Below are 21,958 nucleotides of genomic sequence, written 5' to 3'. Positions count from 1 at the left end.
CGCTCGGATAGTCGCGCCCCAAGGGCCATCGGTCGATGGCTCTGGGAAATCCCGAGGAGACAATCCCATGGCAACTGCAAGCGCAGTGACCACCAATGCGCCGATGACGGCCGAAGAGAAGAAGGTCATCTTCGCCTCTTCGCTGGGCACGGTGTTCGAGTGGTACGACTTCTACCTGTACGGCTCGCTCGCCGCGATCATCGGCAAGCAGTTCTTCACCGGTCTCGATCCGACCGCCCAGTTCATCGCGTCGCTGATGGCGTTCGCGGCGGGCTTCATCGTGCGTCCGTTCGGCGCGCTGGTGTTCGGCCGTCTGGGCGACATGATCGGCCGCAAGTACACCTTCCTGGTCACCATCCTGATCATGGGCCTGTCGACCTTCATCGTCGGCGTGCTGCCCACCTACGAGACGATCGGTCCCGCCGCGGCGGTGATCCTGGTCGGCCTGCGCCTGCTGCAAGGCCTGGCACTGGGCGGTGAATACGGCGGTGCCGCGACCTACGTCGCCGAGCACGCCCCGCACGGCAAGCGCGGTGCGTACACCTCGTGGATCCAGACCACGGCGACGCTGGGCCTGTTCCTGTCGCTGATCGTCATCCTGGGCACCCGCACGGCGCTGGGCGAGGCGACCTTCGCCGCCTGGGGCTGGCGCATCCCGTTCATCGTGTCGATCCTGCTGCTGGCCATCAGCGTGTGGATCCGGCTGTCGATGAACGAGTCGCCCGCCTTCCAGAAGATGAAGTCCGAGGGCAAGACCTCCAAGGCGCCGCTGTCCGAGTCCTTCGGCCAGTGGAAGAACCTGAAGGTCGTGCTGCTGGCGCTGTTCGGCATCGTGGCCGGCCAGGGCGTGGTCTGGTACACGGGCCAGTTCTACGCGCTGTTCTTCCTGCAGAGCGTGGTCAAGGTCGATCCGGCCGCGGCCAACATCATGGTGGCCGTCGCGCTGCTGATCGGCACGCCGTTCTTCGTCGTGTTCGGCACGCTGTCCGACAAGATCGGCCGCAAGCCCATCATCATGGCGGGCCTGCTGCTGGCGATCCTGACCTACTTCCCGCTGTTCAAGGCGCTGACCAACGCGGCCAACCCGGACCTGGCGAAGGCCCAGGAGACCGCGCAGATCTCGCTGGTGACCGATCCGGCGCAGTGCTCGTTCCAGGGCAGCCCGGTGGCGCGCGACGTCGACTTCACGACGCCTTGCGACATCGCCAAGCGCGCCCTGGCGCAAGCCGCGGCGAACTACGAGACGGTGCCCGGCGCGGCCGGCAGCGGCCAGGTCAAGATCGGCGACAAGGTCATCGAGGCGCCGACCGCCACGCTGACCGCCGGCGGCCACAAGTTCGACGAGGACAGCGCGAAGAAGATCGCCGCGTTCAAGAAGGACCTGGCCGACGCGATGAAGTCCGCGGGCTACCCGGCCAAGGCCGATCCGGCCAAGGTCAACACGCCGCTGGTGATCGCGATCCTCGCGGTGCTGGTGCTGTACGTGACCATGGTCTACGGCCCGATCGCCGCGATGCTGGTGGAGCTGTTCCCGACCCGGATCCGCTACACCTCGATGAGCCTGCCGTACCACATCGGCAACGGCTGGTTCGGCGGCCTGCTGCCGTCGATCAGCTTCGCGATGGTGGCGCAGAACGGCAACATCTATCACGGCCTCTGGTACCCGATCGGCATCGCCGCGGTCACCCTGGTGATCGGCCTGCTGTTCGTGCGCGAAACCAAGGACGTGGACATCTACGCCCGCGACTGAGCGAGCGGAGGACCGAGGGGATCGGCGCTCCGGCGCTGATCCCCGCAACGACAGGGCGGCCTTTCGGCCGCCCTTGTTCCTTTCCGGTGCCGCGCGTCGCGGCGCCGATCCGCCTCAGCCCGCGGCCTTCATCTGCTGCGCCTTCGCCAGCACGGAGGACGCGTATTCCGCGGCCTTGATCTCGCGGCCGTAGGAGTCGGTCGCGCCCGGCGCCCAGTTGTCGCCGCCGTTGTACTTCTGCAGCATGTTGGTGGCGTCGCCACCCTTGTCCGCGAGGATCACGCCGGCCATCGCGACCTGGTCCTTCGGGTCGTTGTGGTCGTAGGCGTGTCCCATCTTTTCCTGGAACTTGCCGGCGTACGCCTGACGCGTGCCGGGCTCGACCTGCATCAGGCCGTCGCCCGCGCTGGGGCTGCCGTTCAAGCCCTTGCCGAACTGGCTTTCCTTCTCCATCTGCGCGGCCAGGATGTAGGGGTCCACGCCCGTCTTCTTGCCGGCTTCCTGGCAGTCCTTCCACAGCTCCGCCGGCATGCCCGCGGGGCCCTTGCCGCCGCTGGCCGAGGACACGTCGCCCACGTCCGACGGCGAGCCGGCGTTCGCCACGGGCGGCGCATAGGACGGCTGCTGGGCCTGGTAGGCGTTGTTCGGCTGATAGGCGTTGGAGGCGCCTTGCGGGCCGCCAGCGCCCGAGGGGCCGGAGGGGCCCGATGCGCCCTGGGGAGCGCCCACGCCTTGCGGGGCACCCGCGCCGGAGGCGCCGGACGGGCCGCCGGCCGCCGACGGGCCTCCACCGCCCCCTGCACCCCCGCCACCGCCCTGTGCGCCTTGCTGCTGTTGCTGCAGCGCCTTCATGAGTTCGTTGATCAGCAGGTTGAGGATCTGGAGGATGACCTCGGTCAGCTTGGCCTGGATGTCGGCGGCACCGCCCGGGCCCTGGGACGACAGGCCCTGCAGGCCGCCGGACTGGCCGAGGGCGTCGAGCCCGCCGAGGCCCCCGGGGCCTCCCAGGCCGCCGAGGGGTTGATTCTGGAAGCTCACGGACATGGCAGGTCTCCTTCGTGGGTTGCCGACGACAAAAAGCCCATCTTGGTCACCCGCCCGCGCGCCGCCGGCCAGATCCGAAGCAGCGTCCGGAACGGCGAAGCGAGGGCGGCGTTCCATGCCGGCCGCGCCTTTTCGCATCGAAGGCCACGGCTTCGCGAGCCGCGGTGCACGCGAGCGAGTCGCGTGCAAGGCTCGTCGAGAACGGCCACCGCGAGCACCTCCGCCATGTACCTGCAGTCCCCGCCTTCCTTCGACAGCACCGCCCCGTTCGATCCCATGTCGGGCAGCGGCGGTGGCTTCCCGTCCGTGCTGCCCGCGCCGGAGGCCGCCTGGACCGGGCGGCGCATCCTGTCGGCTTGCCTGCTGCTGGCCTGCCGGACCGGCCGCCACGACGAGGCCGCGGCCATCGGGGCGGCGCTGGCACGGGACCTCGGCGATGAGCGCACGGTCAGGGTGCTGATGGCGGTCGGCGCGCTGCTGGGGGGCGACGCTTCGGTGGGGCGCGCCGAACTGGCGAACGAACGGCATTCCGGCGAGGCCGACGCAGGCACCCTGGTGTTCGCGATGGTCGACCGCCTGGCGGGTGGCCAGCACGAATGGCGCCCGCTGGTCGAGCGGGTGCTGTCCACCAGCAGCGATCCGACCTGGCGCGCGATCGCTTATGCGATCGAGCAGATCGGCTGAACCGCAGCGCCATCGCGCCCACCCCGGGGTGGCGCTCAGCCTGCTGTCAGGCTTGCTTCCCACAATGGCCTCCGACCCGGTCAGTCTGTCGCGACCGGCAACCTCAAGAGGATTTCGGAACCATGTGGAAAATCGTCCTTGGATTCATCGTTTTCGCCGCGCTCGCGCTGTTCGTGCTGATGAAGAGCGGCGGCAACATCGACCTGACGGGCGAGAAGCACGACGTGACCGGCGGTCACGCGGAGCAGGCCGCGAGCGATGCGGCGTCGGCGGCGATGGCGGCGGCTTCCGCGGCGCTGCCGGCTGAAGCGGCCTCGGTGGCCGCATCGGGCGCTTCGCAGTAAGCGGGCGTCCCCGGGGAGGTCCTCCGCGACGACCCGGGTGACGTCGTTCCAGGCGTCGTTCGAGACGTCATCGGCGACGCACCGCGCGTCGCCTGTCCAGGGGACCGGTCAACCGATCCGGTCCTCGCTGGCGGCGCGCAGCGGCGCGTCGACCGGCAGGCGCATCATCATCCAGGTGCCTTCGCCCGGCCGGGAGATCACCTCGATCTGACCGCCCAGCACGTTCGTCACGATGTTGTGCACGATGTGCATGCCCAGCCCCGAGCCGCCCTTGCCGAGCTTGGTCGTGAAGAAGGGGTCGAAGATCCGGCGCACGATGGACGCGTCCATCCCGAGCCCGTTGTCGTCGACGCAAAGCTCCACCATCGCGTCGTCGAGCCGGTGGCAGCTGACCCGCACCTCGCCCTGTATCTCGCCCTCGAAGGCGTGGACCAGCGTGTTCATCAGCAGGTTGGTGAGCACCTGGCCGAGCGCGCCGGGATAGCTGCTCATGCGCAGGTCCGGCTGCAGGTCGGTGACGATGCGGAAGGGCGTGTGCTTGAAGCTGGGCTCGACCATCACCAGCACGTCCTCGCACACCTGCGCCAGTTCGAAGTCGCGCCGCGTGTCGCTGGTCTGGTCGATGGCGACCTGCTTGAAGTCCCGCACGAGGTCGGCCGCCTTCTGCACGTTGCGGTGCAGGATGTCCTGGCCGCGCCGCGTGTCCTTGACGAGTTCCTCGAGCTGGCTGCGGCGCATCGGCGTGTTGTCGGTGAGCATGCGGTCCAGCTTGCCCCAGCGGTCCTCGAGCGCCGAGACCACCGTCAGCGCGTTGCCCAGCGGCGTGTTCAGTTCGTGCGCGACGCCGGCGACCAGCCGGCCGAGCGAGGCCAGCTTCTCCGACTCGACCAGCTCGCGCTGCGCGGTCTTGAGGTTGGCCAGCGCCTGCGTGAGTTCGGCGTTGGACTCGGTCAGCTGGACGGTCCGCTGCGCGACCTGGTCCTCGAGCGTGCTGGCATGACCGCGCAGGTCGTCGAAGGCCTTCAGCAGCGCCAGTCGCATCCGCTCCATCGCCTTGCCGACGCGGGCGATCTCGTCCTCGCCGCCGAACGCCAGCGGCTTGTCGAGCTGACCGGACGCGAGCTCGTCGGCGGCCTCGGACAGCCGGGCCATCGGTCGCAGCACCCGGCGCTGCATCACGATCAGGATCAACCCCAGCGACACCGTCAAGGTCAGCAGGCTGCGCCACAGCGCGTTCCAGAGGTCGTCGCGCTTGCGCGCCATCAGCGGCTCGGCGCTCATCACGACGGTCAGCTTGGCGATCTCGCGGCCGTCGCGCATCACGGGACGCGTCTCGCTGAGCGTCATCGCGTCGTCGGGCGTGCCGCGGTGGAACTCGACAAAGGCCTGCTGCGCGGCGTTCTCGGTCACGACGACGGAGACGAAACGCGGATCGTCGACCTGCGCCTTGACCATCGGCTCCGCCAGGTCGGGCGAGACCTGCCAGATCGGCTCGGCCAGCGACAGCGCCAAGACCTCCGACACGCGCGACAGGTCGCGCTGGAGGTCCTCCATCACGACGCGGCGGCTCAGCTGCTGCTCGTACAGCAGCACACCGCCGGTCGGCAGGGCCAGGCCCGCCAGCAACGCCAGGATCACGGCGCTGCGCAGAGAAGTCTTCATCAGGGCCACGTCCGTCCCTCTCCACCCTTGTGACGGCCGATTATGCAAGTCGGCGGTGACGGACTCATGCGGCGAAACGCTCATCCGCCGCCAGCACCGTCACGCGGTTGCGCCCCTGGACGCGCGAGGCCTGCAGCGCCTGGTCCGCGCGACCGATGAAGTCGCGCGCGCTCTCGCCCAGACCGAGCTGCGTGACGCCCACCGACAGGCTCAGGCGTCGCTCGGCATCGGGCCGCAGTTGCGCGACGCCGTGGCGCAACTGCTCGGCGAGGGTGTAGGCCTCGTGCAGGCCGGCGCCCGGGATGAGCAGCGCGAACTCGTCGTCCTCGATGCGCGCGGCGACGTGGTGACTCTGCGCGATGCTGCGCACGGTGTTGGCGACCTGCTGCAAGGCCTCGTTCAGCCGCGCCTCGCCCAGGCGCTCGCGCAGCGCCGGGAAGTCGTCGATGTCGCCCAGCAGCAGGCAGGGCGCCGTCGGCGTGCCGGCCTCCGGGCTGTGCAGGCAGTCGGCCAGCGCGCGGTCGAAGCCGCGACGGTTGCTCAGACCCGTCAGCGGATCCAGCAGCGCCTCGCTGCGGGCGCGGTGGACCTCCTGCCGCAGCGAGGCGACCTCCTGGCGGCTCGCCTCCAGCTTCGCCACGAGACCATGGACCGCATGGCCCATGTCCTGCGTGCCCTGCAGCGCGGCCGCCAGTACCTGGACATGCTGCCCCGGCGCCGCGTCGCGCAGCGAACGCTCCCAACCCTGCAGCGCCCGCGCGTACCGCTGCACCTGCTGGCCCGCCTGGTCGGTGCACTCGGACACGCCGCGCAGCACGTCGCCGACCTCCTGTGCCAGCGTGACGGCCATCTGCTCGTCCAGCTCGGCGATGTGCCTTCGGTAGAGCGCCCAGGTCTGGCCCTCGTCCAGGGTCGCGCCGTCCTGGGTCAATCCCAGCAACTCGCGGCTGAGCGCGCCATTCATCGCGGTCACGTGCTCGTACCAGACGGCATACGTGACCGGATGCAGCGCAGCCCGCTGTCTGGACATCAGCGGCAAGGCGGTGCGCAACGCCTGGGCGCTGGCGGCAATGCTCTCGGTGTACCTCATCGGCAGGGTCCCTCTCAGGTCCGGAACCTGTCACGTCCGTCGACGCGCGGTCCCTTGTCATTTCCTTTTCCCCACGACCACCGGACGCTTCGAGGCGGCCGGCGCTTCCGGACTTCGGCGTGGCGGGGCCAGGTCTTGAGGGCATCGACGCACACCGGCGATGAGGGCCGCAACTATTCACGCGGCAGGGGACAGGGGATGGGACATGCGGGGTTGGACCGAGCAGAAGCCGGCGGAGCCGGTGCCCCTCGGCGCTCACAGTCTTCGCTTCGCTCAGGGTTCGCTTCGAGGGGCACCGGCTCCGCCGGCTTCGACGCACCGAGCCACCGAGCCATCGAGCCATCGGGGCGTCGGATCATCGGTCGATGGGGAGGGCGGAGCGCGCACCGGGGCGGCAAGCGTGCATTGCCCCTTCGCGAATGCGGTCCGCCCCTCGATTCCTAGAATCGGCCGGATGAGCAGTTCCCCCACCGCGACGTCGGTCGCCTCCTCGGAGCCGGCATCGGCGCGCGTGCCGCTCAGCGGGCTGCTGCTGGCGGTCGGCGGCGCGATCGCGTTCTCCGGCAAGGCGATCATCGTCAAGCTCGCCTATCGCCACGGCGTCGACGCCATCACGCTGCTGATGCTGCGCATGCTGCTCGCGCTGCCGCTGTTCCTGCTGCTGGCGTGGTGGGCGGGACGCGGCAAGCCACCTCTCACCGGTCGCGAGAAGCTCGCCATCCTCGGCCTGGGCTTCAGCGGCTACTACCTCGCCAGCTTCCTGGACTTCGCCGGACTGGCCTATGTCAGCGCCAGCTTCGAGCGCCTCATCCTGTACCTCAACCCGACCATCGTGCTGCTGCTGTCGTGGGCGATGTTCGGACGCCGCGTGACGCTGCGCCAGGCGGGTGCGCTGGCCGTCAGCTATGCCGGCGTGCTGCTGGTCTTCGGCCATGAGCTGCAGGTCGCCGGCGCGAACGTGTGGCTCGGCGGCGGCCTGGTCTTCGGCAGCGCGGTGGCCTACGCGCTGTACCTCGTCTACAGCGGCGAATGGGTCAAGCGCCTCGGTGCCATGCGGCTCACCGGGCTGGCGACCTCGGTCGCGTGCGGTTTCTGCATCGCGCAGTTCCTGCTGACGCGGCCGGTGTCGGGGCTCGCGGACCTCGCGCCGGCGGTGTGGTGGCTGTCGGTGCTGAACGCGCTGGCCTGCACCTTCGCCCCGGTGCTGATGGTCATGATGGCGATCGAACGCATGGGGGCGGGTGTCGCCGCGCAGACGGGCATGGTCGGTCCCATGTCCACGATACTGATGGGCGTGCTGATCCTCGACGAGCCGCTGACCGGTTGGGTCGTCGCGGGAACGGTGCTGGTGCTGGGCGGCGTGTGGCTGCTCGCACGGCAGCGACGAATCTAGAACGGAGATCGACATGGACTTGGGACTGACGGGCAAGTGGGCCCTGGTGTGCGCGGCGTCGAAGGGTCTGGGCGCGGGTTGCGCCGAGGCGCTGGCCGCTGAAGGCGTGAACGTGGTGATCACCGCGCGCGGCCAGGAGGCCCTGCAGGCACAGGCCGCGAAACTGCGCGCGCTCAACCCGGCGGTGCAGGTCGTCGCCGTGGCCGGCGACATCACCACCGAAGCCGGCCGCGCCGCCGCGCTGGCTGCCGCGCCGCAGGTGGACATCCTGATCAACAACGCCGGCGGCCCGCCTCCGGGCGATTTCCGCGACTGGGAACGCGAGCAGTGGCTCGCCGCGCTGGAGGCCAACATGCTGACGCCGATCGCGCTGATCAAGGCGACGGTCGACCGGATGGCGGATCGCGGCTTCGGCCGCATCGTCAACATCACGTCGGGCGCGGTGAAGGCGCCGATCGACGTGCTGGGCCTGTCCAACGGCGCGCGTTCTGGCCTGACCGGCTTCGTCGCCGGGATCGCGCGGCAGTCGCGCATCGCCGGGCGCAACGTGACGATCAACAACCTGCTGCCGGGCGCCTTCGACACCGAACGCCTGCAGAAGACGATGGCCGCCGGCGCGCAGAAGTCGGGCCAGCCGGTCGACGACGTGCGCGCCAAGCGCATGTCGGCGATCCCGGCGCAGCGCTTCGGCAGCGCGGCGGAGTTCGGCGCGATCTGCGCGCTGATGTGCTCTTCCCATGCGGGCTACCTGACCGGGCAGAACATCCTGCTGGACGGCGGGTCGTACCCAGGCACGTTCTGATCGTCGGCGTCGGCGTCGGTTGCGCCAAGCCGTTGCGGTGGCTGCGACCGGGTGCTCGGCCGATCCTTCGGCCGACGCCTCAGCGCTTGGCTGAGGAAACCAGGATCCCCGCCGCGATCAGCGCGAAGGCCGCGCCGTGGTACCACGCCGGCCATTCACCCAGCAGCGTGGCCGACATCAGCGCCGCGAAGACCGGCGTCAGGTTGCCGAAGAAGGCCGCCAGCGTCGGCCCCGCCTGGGCGACGCCCAGTCCCCAGCAGCGGTAGGCGATCAGCGACGGCCCGATCGCGACGTAGATGAGCGCGGCCACCAGCGGCCAGCCCCATTGCACGGGAGGCGCGCCGACCGCCTGCTCCACGCCTGCGGAGACCCAGCCGAAGACGAGTCCGAACAGCATCTGCGCCATCAGCAGCGCGGACCAGTCCCAATCGGGCCGGCGCTCGCCCTGCATGTGCGCGGGTGGCCGCGCCAGCAGCCAGCTGTAGAAGGCCCAGCTCAGCACGGCCAGCAGCATCATCAGGTCGCCGGCGACGAACTGGACCTGCGCCAGCCGCTCGAGGTGGCCGCGCGAGATCACCAGCGCCACACCCGCCAGCGACAGCGCCGCGCCGGCGAGCTGGCGGCGCGTCGGCCACACGCGGTAGAGCAGGGCGCCGACGGTCAGCATCCATACGGGCAGGCTCGCGGCGATCAGCGTCACGTTGAGCGCCGTCGAGCTGTGCAGCGCCTGGTACTGCAGCGCGTTGTAGCAGCCCATGCCCAGCACGCCGGTCAGCGCGAAGTAGCCCCAGCGCGCGCGCAGCGGGGTCAGGTCTTGCAGCAGGGTGCGCGCCGGCCGCGCGATCAGCACCAGCAGCACGAAGGCCAGCGTCCAGCGCGTCGCGTTGAGCAGCAGCGGCGGCACCAGGGGGCCGACCGAGCGCCCGACGACGGCGTTGCCCGCCCACAGCAGCGGCGGCAACGTCAGCATCAGGGCCAGTCGTGGGGTCAACGTCATTGCGTCGATGCGCCGGAGTCCCGAGACTGGCACGATAGCCGCGATCGGCGCGTCGGGCGACGCGCGAGCGACATCCCCTACTGAGGAGAACCCTGATGAGCGACCGAGCCGTGCGCATCTCGCAACCCGGCGGACCGGAGGTCCTGACGATCGAATCCGTCGAGGTCGGCGACCCGGGCCCCGGCGAGATCCGCATCCGCCACGTGGCCTGCGGCCTCAACTACATCGACATCTACCATCGCAGCGGCGTCTATCCGCTGCCGCTGCCGACAGGCATCGGCATGGAAGGCGCCGGCATCGTCGAGGCGGTGGGCGAGGGCGTGACCCATCTGAAGGCCGGCGACCGTGCCGCCTACGCGAGCCAGCCGATCGGCGCCTACGCGACCGCCCGCGTGATGCCCGCGAAGTGCGTCGTGAAGCTGCCGGACTTCCTGAGCTTCGAGCAGGGCGCGTCGATGATGCTCAAGGGCATGACGGTGCAGTACCTGTTGCAGCGCACGCTGCCGCAGGGCGGACTGCAGGCCGGGGATCATGTGCTCTTCCATGCGGCGGCCGGCGGCGTCGGCCTGATCGCGTGCCAGTGGGCGAAGGCGCTCGGCCTGAGGCTGATCGGCACCGCCGGCAGCGATGCGAAATGCCAGCTCGCGCTGGACCACGGCGCCGAATTCGCGATCAACTACTCGACGGAGAACTTCGCCGAGCGCGTCAAGGAGATCACCGGCGGCCGGGGGTGAAGGTCGTCTACGACTCCGTCGGCGCGTCGACCTGGGAGGGCTCGTTGGCGAGCCTGCGGCCGTTCGGCCTGATGGTCAGCTTCGGCAACGCGTCCGGCGTGGTGCCGCCAATCTCGCTGAAGGCGCTGGCGGCGTCGGGGCTCTACCTGACGCGGCCGTCGCTGTTCGTGCACCTGTCGTCGCTCGAGGCGACGCAGGAGATCTCGGGCGCGCTGTTCCAGGCCGTGGAGCGCGGCGCGGTGAAGATCGAGGTGGAGCAGCGTTATCCGTTCGACGAGGTGCAACGCGCGCACCGCGAGCTGGAAGCCCGCACGACGACGGGCTCAGGCGTGCTGCTGGTTTGAACCGGCCGGGGTGGCGAGTGGCGGATCCAGGTCGGCCGCCACCGTCTCGGCGTCCAGCAGCGCGTCGTTGGCGCTGTTGTCCGCCCGGACGTCGGGGTGCGGCGCGGGCGCGCCTTCCTCGGTGACGACGCGGCGCGGCGCGGGCAGGTCGTCGAGGTCCGCGGGCACCGTGTCGGCGCCGAAATCGGTGGAGGATCCGTTGTCGAGCGACCCCGCCGCCGTCTCGTGCACGTCCACGTCGACGGTCTCGGTGCGGAGCACCTCGTCCAGCACCAGCGGTTGCGAGACCCGGACCTCGAAGCTGAAGCAGGAGCCGGCGCCCGGCTGGCTTTCCACCTGCACCTCGCCGCCCATCAGTTCCACCAGGCGCTTGACGATGGTCAGGCCCAGGCCGGTCCCGCCATAGCGGCGCGTGATGCTGCCGTCGGCCTGCGTGAACGGGCTGAAGATCTGCGCGATCTGCTCGCGCGTCATGCCGATGCCGGTGTCGTGCACCGCGATGCGCAGGCGCAGCGGACCCGCATGGGCCGGCGCGTCGGCGTCGCCGTCCACGCGCTGGATGTCGACGCGGACCTCGCCCTTCTCGGTGAACTTCAGGGCGTTGCCCACCAGGTTCACCATGATCTGGCGCAGCCGCAGCGCATCGCCCAGCAGATGCTGCGGCACGCCGGGCTGCACGCGGGCATGCAGCTGCAGACCCTTTCATGGGCCTGGAGCAGCAGCGGATGCAGCGCCTCGCGCAGGCAGTCGTGCAGGCTGAAGGGCGCCTGGTCGATGATCACGCGGCCGGCCTCGATCTTGGCGATGTCCAGCAGGTCGTTGATGATGACCATCAGGCCCTTGGCCGAGCTGTGCGCGAGTTCGATGAACTTGCGCTGGCGCTCGTTGAGCTCGGTCTGCAGGACCAGTTCGGTCAGGCCCAGCACGCCGTTCATCGGCGTGCGGATCTCGTGGCTCATGTTGGCCAGGAAGGAGCTCTTGGCCTGGCTGGCCGCCTCGGCGGCTTCGCGTGCGGCCTCGAGCTGGGCCTGCGTGGCCTTGAAGTCGCCGATGTCGCGCGCATTGAGCTGCAGCACGACCTCGCCGCTGACCGGGTCGCGCATCGGGCGCGCGTCGACGGCGTGCCAACGGCGGCCGTTGGCGGTGTTGATCTCGAGCTCGGCGCCGAAGGTCTGGCCGCCGCGCACCTGCGTGACGATGCGGCGCGCCAGGTCGGGTTCCGGGAAGATCGCGCTGAAGTCGGTCGCGCCGATCGTCTTGCGCAGGCCGTTGAAGCACATCGCGGCGGCCGGGTTGCGCATCAGCGTGCTGCCGTCGCGCAGCGAGAACACCGCGATCCGCACCGAGGTGTGCTGCAGCGCCTCGACGCCGCGCAGCAGGCTCTTGTCGACGCCGCTGACCAGCGAGTCCGCGGCGAACAGCATCACCTGGCGCTTGTCGGGCGTGCGGATGCCGCGGGAGACCAGCATCACCGTCGCCGGCTGACCCTTCGGGTACAGCGTCCACTGCTCGCGGACCAGCTTGCCCTGCGTGTGATCGGCGGCGGTCACCGCCAGCCGCTCCGCCACCGACGGGCTCATGTCGCTGAGGTCGCGGGAGAGGAATTCCTCGGCGCTGTCGGCGCGCCAGAATCCCAGCGCGGCGGCATTGGCCCAGAGGTTGCGCTGACGCTCCTGGTCGTAGACCCACATGGGCACATCGAGCCAGTCATAGTGGGTCAGGCAGGAGAAGTCGAGCATGGGAGCGAGGCCCTTGTCGGCCCTGTTCTTGGTTACGTTTGGTCGCAGCGGATTGTCGCCGTGGCCCGTGTCATGTCCATGGTCGCGATGTCCACTTCGTCACGTCGAAGCGCCACGCGTGCCGAACCGCCCGCGTCTGCGTGACGGCCTCCCTCTTCAGGACAAGGCTACGCAGACGGGCGTGCGAAAGCCAGCCTCGTTTCTCCGGAGGAACCCTCGGTCGGAGGGAGGTTCAGGGCATGCCAGGGAGGGCGCGCTCCCGCGCGCCATCGTCCCCGGCCCTCAGCCGCGCTTGACGCGGCGCAGTTCGTCCCAGATCAGCAGGACGGCGCCGACGGTGATCGCGCTGTCGGCGATGTTGAAGGACGGGTAGTACCAGCCGGCCCAGTGCAACTGGATGAAGTCGACGACGTAGCCGTGCAGCAGCCGGTCGACGATGTTGCCGACCGCGCCGCCCAGGATCAGGCTGAGCGCCCAGGCGAACTGCGTCTGGTGGCCGTGGCGGCGCAGCATCCAGATGATGAAGATCGTCGCCGCGACGCCGAGCCCGACGAAGAACCAGCGCTGCCAGCCCGACGCGCCCGCCAGGAAGCTGAATGCCGCGCCGGTGTTGTGGACCCGCACCAGGTTGAAGAAGGGCAGCACGTAGTGGCTGTCCCCGTACTGGAAGCTGTGCAGGATCAGGACCTTGGTGAACTGATCGGCCACGATGACCAGCAGGGCGATCGCCAGCCACTGGATCAGGCGGTTGTTCGACGAGGACGGGGACTTGGTGGCCATGGATGCTGCACGGAGGGAAGCGCGGAACCCGCAACTGTAGCGCCCGCCGCGCCGGCGCCGTGCGGCTACAGTGCGGGCCGCCGGACGAGGCACCGATGATTGTCCGGTGACTGCCCCACGATGACCCGATGATGACCCGATGAGATTGCGCCTGAAGATCCTGCTGCTGGCGCTGCTGCCGCTGGTCGCCTCGCTGCTGCTGATCGCGGTGGCGGTGCGCCAGCAGGAGCGCGAGCTGCTCGCCCGCGAGCACGCCGCCGTGCAGCGCGCCTACATGGACGCGCGCCGCGACGAGCTGCGCCATTACGTCGAACTGGCCGTCAGCACGCTGCAGCCGCTGTACGAGCGTTCGCCCGCGCTCGCCGGCCAGACCAGCGCCGCCGATGTCGAACGCGACAAGCGCGAGGCGCTGCGGCTGCTGTCCTCGCTCGATTACGGCGAGGACGGCTACTTCTTCGTCTACGACCTGCAGGGCCGGGTGCTGATGCACTCGCGCCAGCCGGAGCTGCTGGGCCGCGACCTGTGGGAGCTGCACGATCCGCTGGGCCGGCCGACGATCCAGCAACTGGTCGGCCAGGCCCGGGCCGGCGGCGGCTATGTCGAATACCTGTGGCGCAAGCCGTCCAGCGGCGAGATGGCCCCCAAGCTGGGGTATGTCGTCGCGATGGAGCGCTGGAACTGGATGCTGGGCACGGGCCTGTACCTCGATGGCATCCGAGCGACGCTGGAGCAGCTCGACCACGAGGCGCAGGCCAACATCGCGCGGACGATGTGGGGCATCGCCGCGATCGCGGTGTTCGGCGTCGCGTTGATCAGCGCCTGCGCGCTGGCCCTGAACCTCAGCGAACACCGCCAGTCCGAGGCCCGGCTGCGCGCGCTGGCGCACGACGTGGTGCGGTCGCAGGAGGACGAGCGCGCGCACTTGTCGCGCGAACTGCACGACGGCGTCAGCCAGACGCTGGTGTCGACCAAGCTGCTGATCGAATCGGCACAGCAGGCGGGATCGACCGCGCTGCTGCCGCGCGCACTGGAGCGCCTCAACGCCAGCCTGAGCGAGGTGCGCGGGCTGTCCCACCGGTTGCGCCCGGCACTGCTCGACACGCTGGGCCTGCCGGCGGCGCTGGAACACCTCGCGCGCGAGTTCGACGAGGCCGGCGCGGTGCCGGTGGCGATGCGGGTGGCCGGCGCGCCGCGCGAGTTGCCGGAACTGCTCAACACGGTGCTGTTCCGCGTCGCGCAGGAGGCGTTGACGAACGTCGCCAAACATGCCGGTGCGGCGCGCGTGGAAATGGCGCTCGAATTCGCCGCCGACGATGCGCGCGGCGAACCCGGCGACGTGCTGCTGCGCGTGCTCGACGATGGTGCCGGTTTCGATCCCGAGGAGGCCGAACTGGCGGAGCGCGAGGACCCGCGTCACGGCATCGGCCTGCGCAACATGCGCGAGCGGATGGCCTCGGTCGGCGGCCTGCTGGACCTGCAGTCCAGCCCGGGCCACGGCACGCAGGTCGAGGCCGTCGTGCCGGCGTCGGCGATCCGCCGCCTGGCGCGCGACAATCCCATGCCATGAGCGCCGACCCCTCCGCCAGTTCCGCCGCGCCCACCGCGGCCGGCGCCGCCGCGCCCGTGCGCATCCTGCTCGTCGACGATCACCCGCTGGTGCGCGAGGGCGTGCGTTCGCGTCTGCAGGGCGAGGCGCGCTACCTCGTCGTCGGCGAGGCCGGCAGCGCGGAGGAGGCGATGATGATGCTGATCGCCACGCAGCCCCAGGTGGTGCTGCTGGACGTCGGCCTGAAGGGGCACAACGGCATCCAGCTCGCGCAGACGATGCTGGAGCGCGCACCCGACCTGCGCGTGCTGATGTACAGCATGTACGACAACCCGGAGTACGTGCAGCGCGCGCTGCAGGCCGGCGCCCGCGGCTACGTGCTCAAGGACGCGCCGGCGGCCGAGATCGTCGCCGCGATCGACGCGGTCGCGGCCGGCGGCACCTTCCTCAGCCCCGGCGTCTCCAAGCGGATGTTCCGCAGCCAGCAGCCGCGGCCCATCCTCTCGCCGCGCGAGAGCGAGATCCTCTCCGCGCTCGCCAGAGGCGAATCCAGCAAGCAGATCGCCAGGACGCTCGACCTGTCCGTGAGGACCGTCGAGACGCACCGCCAGAACATCAAGCGCAAGCTCGACCTGGAAGGCCAGGCCGAACTGATCCGCTACGCGGTCGAACACGCCCGCGGACTGCATCGCGACGACGTCTGAGGGGCGGCCTGCGCCGTGGATCGCGGGGCCATGCCGGACGCCTCGCCAGGCAGTTCCCGGGCTGTCGTGCCGTCGGTGTCGAGGGTTTCCACTTAAGCGCTCCTACGCCGGCCCACTAGTCCACCCGACGGATGTGCGAAACCGCACAGGAACGGAAACTGCCGCCGCAAGACAGCTTGCGCGTCGGGTCGTCCTTCGTGACGGCAGGCGCGCGACCATAAAAGGAGACATCGATGTCGAACATGAGTCGCCACCTCGCCTGGGCGGGCGTGGCCATCCTCGGGGCCTTTGCCCTGGCCACCGTCGCCCTGGCGAACGGTGAGGCGGTCAGCGCGCTGTGGGTCGTCGTCGCGGCGATCTGCGTGTACCTGATCGGTTACCGCTACTACAGCCTGTTCCTGGCCACCAAGGTCCTGGGCCTGGACCCCACGCGCAAGACGCCGGCCTGGAAGCACAACGACGGCCTGGACTTCGTCCCGACCCACAAGTACGTGCTGTACGGCCACCACTTCGCCGCGATCGCCGGCGCCGGTCCGCTGGTCGGCCCCGTGCTCGCGGCGCAGATGGGCTACCTGCCCGGACTGTTGTGGATCCTGGCTGGCGTGATCTTCGCCGGTGCGGTGCAGGACTTCATCGTGCTGTTCATCTCGACGCGCCGCGACGGCCGCTCGCTGGGCGACCTCGTCAAGCAGGAGATGGGCACCGTCCCCGGCGTGATCGCGCTGTTCGGCGCGTTCATGATCATGATCATCATCCTGGCGGTTCTGGCGCTGATCGTCGTGAAGGCGCTGGCCGGTTCGCCCTGGGGCACCTTCACCGTGGCGGCGACCATCCCGGTCGCGCTGTTCATGGGCGTGTACCTGAGATTCATCCGCCCGGGCCGCATCGGCGAGGTCTCCATCATCGGCTTCGTGCTGCTGATGCTGGCCATCATCGGCGGCCAGTGGGTGCATGAGAGCCCCGCCTGGGCGCCGCTGTTCACCTACGACGGCAAGGCGCTGACGTGGATGCTGATCGGCTACGGCTTCGTCGCCGCCAGCATCCCGGTGTGGCTGCTGCTGGCGCCGCGCGACTACCTGTCGACCTTCCTGAAGATCGGCACCATCATCGCGCTGGCCATCGGCATCGTGATCGTCGCCCCGCCGATGCAGATGCCCTCGTTCACCCAGTTCGCGGCCGGCAACGGCCCGGTGTGGTCGGGCAACCTGTTCCCCTTCCTGTTCATCACCATCGCCTGCGGCGCGGTGTCGGGCTTCCATGCGCTGATCAGCTCGGGCACCACGCCCAAGATGCTGGACAACGAGGTCAACGCCCGCTTCATCGGCTACGGCGGCATGCTGGCCGAATCCTTCGTCGCGGTGATGGCGCTGGTGGCAGCCTCGTGCATCGAGCCCGGCGTCTACTTCGCGATGAACAGCCCGGCCGCGCTGGTGGGCTCGACCCCCGACGCGGTGGCCGCGACGCTGTCCACCTGGGGCTTCGTGATCACGCCGGAGATGCTGGTGCAGACGGCCAAGGACGTCGGCGAGAACACCATCCTCGCGCGCGCCGGCGGCGCGCCGACGCTGGCGGTGGGCATGGCCCACATCCTGCACCAGGTGGTCGGCGGCAAGGCGATGATGGCCTTCTGGTACCATTTCGCGATCCTGTTCGAGGCGCTCTTCATCCTGACCGCCGTCGACGCCGGCACGCGCGCCGGCCGCTTCATGCTGCAGGACCTGCTGGGCACCTTCGTCCCGGCCCTGAAGCGCACCGAATCGCTGCCGGCCAACCTGATCGCCACCGGCCTGTGCGTGGCGGCGTGGGGCTACTTCCTGTACCAGGGCGTGGTGGATCCGCTGGGCGGCATCAACACGCTGTGGCCGCTGTTCGGCATCGCCAACCAGATGCTGGCCGCGGTGGCGCTGCTGCTGGGCACGGTGGTGCTGTTCAAGATGAAGAAGGACCGCTACGCCTGGACGACGATCCTGCCGGCGGCCTGGCTGCTGATCTGCACGATGACGGCGGGCTGGCAGAAGATCTTCAGCGAAGACCCGAAGGTGGGCTTCCTGGCGCACGCCGCGAAGTACGCGGACTCGCTGGCGGCGGGCAAGGTGCTGGCGCCGGCCAAGAGCCTGGAGGCGATGGAACGCGTGATCTTCAATGACCGTCTGGACGCGGGGCTGTGCGCGCTGTTCATGTTCGTGGTCGTCAGCGTGCTCGTGTACAGCGTGAAGGCGGTCCTGAAGGCGCGCGCCGAACGCAAGCCGTCGGTCAGCGAGACGCCGTTCGAGCGCATGCCTGAAGGCGCGACGGCGGGCGGTCATGCTTAAGCAGGCGGCGGAAGCGGCCCAGGCCGCGCTGTCGGCGGCCTCGGACGTGCTGCAGGCGGGTCGCTACATGGCCCGCGGCGTGCGCCAGCAACTGATCGGTGCGGACTACGGCGCCTACCTGGCGCACATGGGCCGCACCCACCCTGACCAGACGCCGCTGAGCTACGAGGCCTTCTTCCGCGAACGCCAGGAGGCGCGCTACAGCTCCCGCACCGGCCGCTGCTGCTGAGCCTCGCGAGAGGCGCGAGAGGCGCGAGAGGCGCGAGAGGCGCGAGGTCGCCCGGGGCCGGCGGAGTGGCCGAGCCCTGGACTGACTTGGGGCGCCGTCTGTTCGAGCAGAGTGAACCGAAGGTGAACGGCGCGAGTTGGCGCCCCGGCGAGGCCACTCCGCCGGCCCCGGGCGACCTTGCGCCGGGCTCGGTGACACTACACCGCATGCCCCGCTTCGCTGCCAACCTCAGCTTCCTGTACCAGGAGCTGCCATTCCTCGAACGCTTCGACGCCGCGGCCCGGGACGGGTTCGCTGGTGTGGAATGCCTGTTCCCCTACGACGTGCCGGCCACTGAACTGCGCGCTCGTGCCACGGCGCTGGGCTTGAGCCTCGTGCTGATCAACGCGCCGCCGGGGGATTGGTCGGCGGGGGAGCGCGGTCTGGCGTCTGTCGAAGGCAGGGACGGGGACTTCCGCGAATCCATCGAGCGAGCGCTCGCCTATGCCTTGGCGGCGGCATCGCCGCGCGTGCACGTGCTTGCCGGGCTGCTGGAAGCCGGAGACGAGCGCGACGCGGCGATCGCGCGCTACGAGGAACGCTTGCACTGGGCCGCGTCGCAGGCTGCTCAATCGGGCATCGACCTGATGATCGAGCCGATCAATCCGCACGACATGCCTGGCTACCTGCTGCAGCGGCAGGACGAGGCGCATGCGATCGTCGAGCGCGTCGGTGCGCCCAACCTGAAGGTCCAGATGGATCTGTACCACTGCGAACGCGTGGAGGGCGATGCCGTTGCCCAGTTGCGGCGCTGGCTGCCGACGGGCCGCGTCGGGCACTTCCAGATCGCGGGCGTGCCGGACCGGCATGAGCCGGACGAGGGAACGCTCGACTGGCGGGCCGCTTGCGCCGCGATCGATGAGATCGCGGCGGCGACGGGATGGGAGGGCTGGATCGGCTGCGAGTACCGACCACGTCGAGGCGCCGAGCCGGGCGGTACCACCGCCGGGCTCGGCTGGCGACGTGATCAGGCGATCACGCGCTCTTCGCCTTCTCCGTAGAGATTGCTGTCGCACCGTCCGCAGATCGTCGGGTGCGCCGGGTTGACGCCGACGTCCGCGCGGTAGTGCCAGCAGCGCTCGCACTTCTGGTGCGACGACGGCGTCACGGTGATGCTCAACTCGCCGGCTAGCGCGACGCTCGCCGCGGACGTGATCAGTACGAACTTGAGGTCGTCGCCCAGGCTCTGCAGCAGGGTCAGGTCCTCGGCGTTCACGCCCAGCGCCACCTCGGCCTGCAGCGACGAGCCGATCGCGCCGGTCGTCCGAACTTCCTCGATCGCCTTGTTCACCGCATCGCGGATCTCGTGGATGCGGTTCCACTTCGCGATCAGGCCGTCGTCGTGCGCGACACCCGTCGACCAGTAGGTCTCGGTGAAGATCGTGTCGCCGGCCTGCTTGCCCGCAAAGACCTTCCACGCCTCTTCGGCGGTGAAGCTCAGGAACGGCGCCATCCAGCGCAGCATCGCGTTCGTGATGTGCCACAGCGCCGTCTGCGCCGAACGGCGCGCGGCCGACTTCGGCGCGCTCGTGTACAGCCGGTCCTTCAGCACGTCCAGGTAGAACGCGCCCAGGTCTTCCGAGCAGTACACCTGCAGCTTGGCCACGACCGGGTGGAACTCGTAGCGCTGGTAGTGCGCCAGGATCTCCTCCTGGAACTGCGCCGCGCGGGCGAGTGCGTAACGATCGGCCTCCAGCAGCTGGTCGAGCGGCACAGCGTCCGTCGCCGCATCGAAGTCCGAGGTGTTGGCCAGCAGGAAGCGCAGCGTGTTGCGGATGCGGCGGTAGCCGTCCACGACGCGCGCCAGGATCTTCTCGTCGCCGGCGATGTCGCCCGAGTAGTCGGACGCCGCCACCCACAGCCGGATGATCTCGGCGCCCAGCTTCTTGCTGGTCTCCTGGGGATCGACGCCGTTGCCCTGAGACTTGCTCATCTTGCGGCCCTTGCTGTCCACGGTGAAGCCGTGGGTCAGCAGACCGCGGTAAGGCGCGCGGCCGTTGAGCGCGCAGGAGATCAGCAGCGACGAGTGGAACCAGCCGCGATGCTGGTCATGGCCTTCGAGGTAGAGGTCGGCTTCCGGGCCGGTCTCGTGCGCCGCGCCAGCGTGCGAGCCCTTGAGCACGTGCTGGAAGGTGGAGCCCGAGTCGAACCACACGTCCAGGATGTCCTGACCCTTGGAGTACTGCTCGGCCTCCGCGCCCAGCCACTCGGCCGGATCCAGCTTGGACCAGGCCTCGATGCCGCCGGCCTCGACCAGCTGCGCGGCGCGCTCGATGAACTCCAGCGTCTTCGGATGCGGCTGGCCACTGTCCTTGTGCAGGAAGATCGGCAGCGGCACGCCCCAGCTGCGCTGGCGCGAGATGCACCAGTCGGGCCGGCCGGCGATCATGTCGTGCAGGCGCGTCTTGCCGTTCTCGGGATAGAAGCTGGTCTGCTCGATCGCGTCCAGCGCCAGCTGGCGCAGGGTCTTGTCGGCCTTGTCGACGGTGAACACGCCGTCGCCTTCGTCCATGCGGACGAACCACTGCGCCGCCGCGCGGTAGATCACCGGCGACTTGTGGCGCCAGCAGTGCGGGTAGCTGTGGCGGATCTTGCTGTGCGCCATCAGGCGGCCGGCGTCCTGCAGCGCCGCGGCGATCACCGGGTTGGCCTTCCAGATGTGCTGGCCGCCGAACAGCGGCAGCTCGGCCTCATAGACGCCGTTGCCCTGCACCGGGTTCAGGATGTCCTTGAACGCCAGGCCGTGCGCGATGCACGAGTTGAAGTCGTCCACACCGTAGGCCGGCGCGGAATGGACCACGCCGGTGCCGTCGTCGGCGGTGGCGTAGTCGGCCAGGTACACGGGGCTCTCACGGTCGAAGCCCGGATGCACGTGCGCGAGCGGATGCTTGAACTTCAGCAGCTCCAGTGACTTGCCCGGCGTCACGGCAACGGCCTTGCCTTCGATGCCCCAGCGAGCCAGGCATTTCTCGACCAGCGCCTCGGCCACGACGAAGTAGCCGCGCTCGGTGTCGACCAGCGCGTACGGCAGCTCGGGATTCAGGTTCAGCGCCTGGTTGGCGGGGATGGTCCAGGGCGTCGTCGTCCAGATGACGGTGAATGCTTCCTTGTCGAGCTTGGGCACGCCGAACGCGGCGGCCAGCTTCTCCGGCTCCGCGCTCAGGAAGGCCACGTCGACCGCCGGGGAGTCCTTGTCGGCGTACTCGATCTCGAACTCGGCCAGCGAGGAGCCGCAGTCGAAGCACCAATACACCGGCTTCAGGCCGCGGTAGACGAAGCCGCGCTCGAACAGGCGCTTCAGGACGCGCAGCTCACCCGCCTCGTTCTTGAAGTCCATCGTCCGGTACGGATGGTCCCAGTCGCCGAGCACGCCCAGGCGCTTGAAGTCGACGCGCTGCTGGTCGATCTGCTCGCCGGCGTAGGCGCGGCTCTTGGCCTGCACCTCGTCGCGCGGCAGGCCGCGGCCGAAGGTCTTCTCGATCTGGTTCTCGATCGGCAGGCCGTGGCAGTCCCAGCCGGGGATGTAGGCGGCGTCGAAGCCCTCGAGCTGGCGCGCCTTGACGATCATGTCCTTCAGGATCTTGTTGACCGCGTGACCCATGTGGATCTGGCCGTTGGCGTAGGGCGGGCCGTCGTGCAGCACGAACTTCGGCTTGCCCTGGCGCGCGACGCGCAGGCGCTGATAGATCCCCTGGTCTTCCCATTCCTGGACCCAGCCCGGCTCGCGCTTGGGCAGGTCGCCGCGCATCGGGAACGGGGTGTCGG

Annotated in this window: 18 protein-coding genes and 1 pseudogene; 11 read left to right on the top strand and 8 right to left on the bottom strand. The window is 69.6% G+C overall.

The window, feature by feature from the left end; all coding sequences use genetic code 11:
• Positions 1-67 precede the first annotated feature (67 nt).
• On the top strand, positions 68-1,750 hold the full coding sequence (locus tag ACQ86G_RS27590; protein WP_431258259.1) for an MFS transporter: 1,683 nt from the start codon (positions 68-70) through the stop codon (positions 1,748-1,750).
• Positions 1,751-1,864: 114 nt separating this feature from the next.
• On the opposite strand, the gene ACQ86G_RS27585 is transcribed toward ACQ86G_RS27590, so the two are convergent.
• Positions 1,865-2,794 carry a transglycosylase SLT domain-containing protein gene (locus ACQ86G_RS27585; protein WP_431258258.1) on the bottom strand — a complete coding sequence of 310 codons (930 nt, stop codon included), beginning with the start codon at positions 2,792-2,794 and terminating at the stop codon, positions 1,865-1,867.
• Positions 2,795-3,019: 225 nt separating this feature from the next.
• Between ACQ86G_RS27585 and ACQ86G_RS27580 the strand changes: the two genes are divergently transcribed.
• Positions 3,020-3,478 carry a hypothetical protein gene (locus tag ACQ86G_RS27580; RefSeq protein ID WP_431258257.1) on the top strand — a complete coding sequence of 153 codons (459 nt, stop codon included), beginning with the start codon at positions 3,020-3,022 and terminating at the stop codon, positions 3,476-3,478.
• 122 nt (positions 3,479-3,600) lie between these two features.
• Positions 3,601-3,822, top strand: coding sequence for a hypothetical protein (locus tag ACQ86G_RS27575; RefSeq protein WP_431258256.1), 222 nt, complete (start codon positions 3,601-3,603; stop codon positions 3,820-3,822).
• A 108-nt stretch (positions 3,823-3,930) separates the two neighbouring features.
• Here the strand turns inward: ACQ86G_RS27575 and ACQ86G_RS27570 are convergent, their stop codons facing one another.
• Both ACQ86G_RS27570 and ACQ86G_RS27565 read right to left on the bottom strand, forming a co-directional pair.
• Positions 3,931-5,484, bottom strand: a complete 1,554-nt coding sequence (locus ACQ86G_RS27570) for a sensor histidine kinase (protein WP_431258255.1) — start codon at positions 5,482-5,484, stop codon at positions 3,931-3,933.
• A 64-nt stretch (positions 5,485-5,548) separates the two neighbouring features.
• Positions 5,549-6,574, bottom strand: coding sequence for a GGDEF domain-containing protein (locus ACQ86G_RS27565; RefSeq protein WP_431258254.1), 1,026 nt, complete (start codon positions 6,572-6,574; stop codon positions 5,549-5,551).
• A gap of 454 nt (positions 6,575-7,028) precedes the next feature.
• On the opposite strand from ACQ86G_RS27565, the gene ACQ86G_RS27560 reads away from it, so the two are divergent.
• Positions 7,029-7,967 (top strand): DMT family transporter, encoded by a 939-nt coding sequence (locus ACQ86G_RS27560; RefSeq protein WP_431258253.1) that lies wholly within the window; start codon positions 7,029-7,031, stop codon positions 7,965-7,967.
• Between the two features lie 13 nt (positions 7,968-7,980).
• Positions 7,981-8,769: an SDR family NAD(P)-dependent oxidoreductase gene (locus ACQ86G_RS27555; protein WP_431258252.1), complete on the top strand. Its 789-nt coding sequence runs from the start codon at positions 7,981-7,983 to the stop codon at positions 8,767-8,769.
• 79 nt (positions 8,770-8,848) lie between these two features.
• On the opposite strand, the gene ACQ86G_RS27550 is transcribed toward ACQ86G_RS27555, so the two are convergent.
• Positions 8,849-9,766, bottom strand: coding sequence for a DMT family transporter (locus ACQ86G_RS27550; RefSeq protein ID WP_431258251.1), 918 nt, complete (start codon positions 9,764-9,766; stop codon positions 8,849-8,851).
• 95 nt (positions 9,767-9,861) lie between these two features.
• On the opposite strand from ACQ86G_RS27550, the pseudogene ACQ86G_RS27545 reads away from it, so the two are divergent.
• Positions 9,862-10,844, top strand: a pseudogene (locus ACQ86G_RS27545) (quinone oxidoreductase family protein).
• On the opposite strand, the gene ACQ86G_RS27540 reads toward ACQ86G_RS27545, so the two are convergent.
• The 3 genes from ACQ86G_RS27540 to lspA all read right to left on the bottom strand — a co-directional run bounded on the left by ACQ86G_RS27540 (position 10,824) and on the right by lspA (position 13,363).
• A complete protein-coding gene (locus ACQ86G_RS27540; protein WP_431258250.1) occupies positions 10,824-11,510 on the bottom strand; it encodes an ATP-binding protein in 687 nt (228 codons plus the stop codon). The pseudogene ACQ86G_RS27545 and the gene ACQ86G_RS27540 sit on opposite strands and share 21 nt — an antisense overlap.
• Complete coding sequence (locus ACQ86G_RS27535; protein ID WP_431258249.1) at positions 11,459-12,583, bottom strand: histidine kinase dimerization/phospho-acceptor domain-containing protein; 1,125 nt, start codon at positions 12,581-12,583, stop codon at positions 11,459-11,461. The genes ACQ86G_RS27540 and ACQ86G_RS27535 overlap by 52 nt, the downstream gene beginning before the upstream one ends.
• A gap of 282 nt (positions 12,584-12,865) precedes the next feature.
• Complete coding sequence (gene lspA, locus ACQ86G_RS27530; protein ID WP_099862258.1) at positions 12,866-13,363, bottom strand: signal peptidase II; 498 nt, start codon at positions 13,361-13,363, stop codon at positions 12,866-12,868.
• A 139-nt stretch (positions 13,364-13,502) separates the two neighbouring features.
• Here lspA and ACQ86G_RS27525 point away from each other — a divergent pair, with 139 nt between their 5' ends.
• The 5 genes from ACQ86G_RS27525 (at position 13,503) to ACQ86G_RS27505 (ending at position 19,194) form a co-directional block, all read left to right on the top strand.
• Positions 13,503-14,930, top strand: a complete 1,428-nt coding sequence (locus ACQ86G_RS27525) for a cache domain-containing protein (protein ID WP_431258248.1) — start codon at positions 13,503-13,505, stop codon at positions 14,928-14,930.
• Positions 14,927-15,613, top strand: coding sequence for a response regulator transcription factor (locus ACQ86G_RS27520; protein ID WP_431258247.1), 687 nt, complete (start codon positions 14,927-14,929; stop codon positions 15,611-15,613). Before ACQ86G_RS27525 ends, ACQ86G_RS27520 begins: the two co-directional genes overlap by 4 nt.
• 233 nt (positions 15,614-15,846) lie before the next feature.
• Positions 15,847-17,925 (top strand): carbon starvation CstA family protein, encoded by a 2,079-nt coding sequence (locus tag ACQ86G_RS27515; RefSeq protein ID WP_431258246.1) that lies wholly within the window; start codon positions 15,847-15,849, stop codon positions 17,923-17,925.
• Entirely contained in the window at positions 17,918-18,154 is a 237-nt protein-coding gene (locus ACQ86G_RS27510) for a YbdD/YjiX family protein (RefSeq protein WP_431258245.1), read from the top strand. The genes ACQ86G_RS27515 and ACQ86G_RS27510 overlap by 8 nt, the downstream gene beginning before the upstream one ends.
• 206 nt (positions 18,155-18,360) lie before the next feature.
• Positions 18,361-19,194, top strand: a complete 834-nt coding sequence (locus tag ACQ86G_RS27505; protein ID WP_431261509.1) for a hydroxypyruvate isomerase family protein — start codon at positions 18,361-18,363, stop codon at positions 19,192-19,194.
• On the opposite strand, the gene ileS is transcribed toward ACQ86G_RS27505, so the two are convergent.
• Positions 19,161-21,941 (bottom strand): isoleucine--tRNA ligase, encoded by a 2,781-nt coding sequence (ileS, locus tag ACQ86G_RS27500; RefSeq protein ID WP_431258244.1) that lies wholly within the window; start codon positions 21,939-21,941, stop codon positions 19,161-19,163. The two genes, ACQ86G_RS27505 and ileS, sit on opposite strands and share 34 nt — an antisense overlap.
• Between the last annotated feature and the right edge of the window lie 17 nt (positions 21,942-21,958).

Origin of the sequence: Roseateles chitinivorans (genome assembly GCF_050632145.1) — a bacterium.
Lineage (GTDB): Bacteria > Pseudomonadota > Gammaproteobacteria > Burkholderiales > Burkholderiaceae_C > Roseateles > Roseateles chitinivorans_B.
The sequence above is the reverse complement of the archived record's forward strand: the minus strand, read 5'-3'. Positions and strand labels throughout refer to the sequence as shown.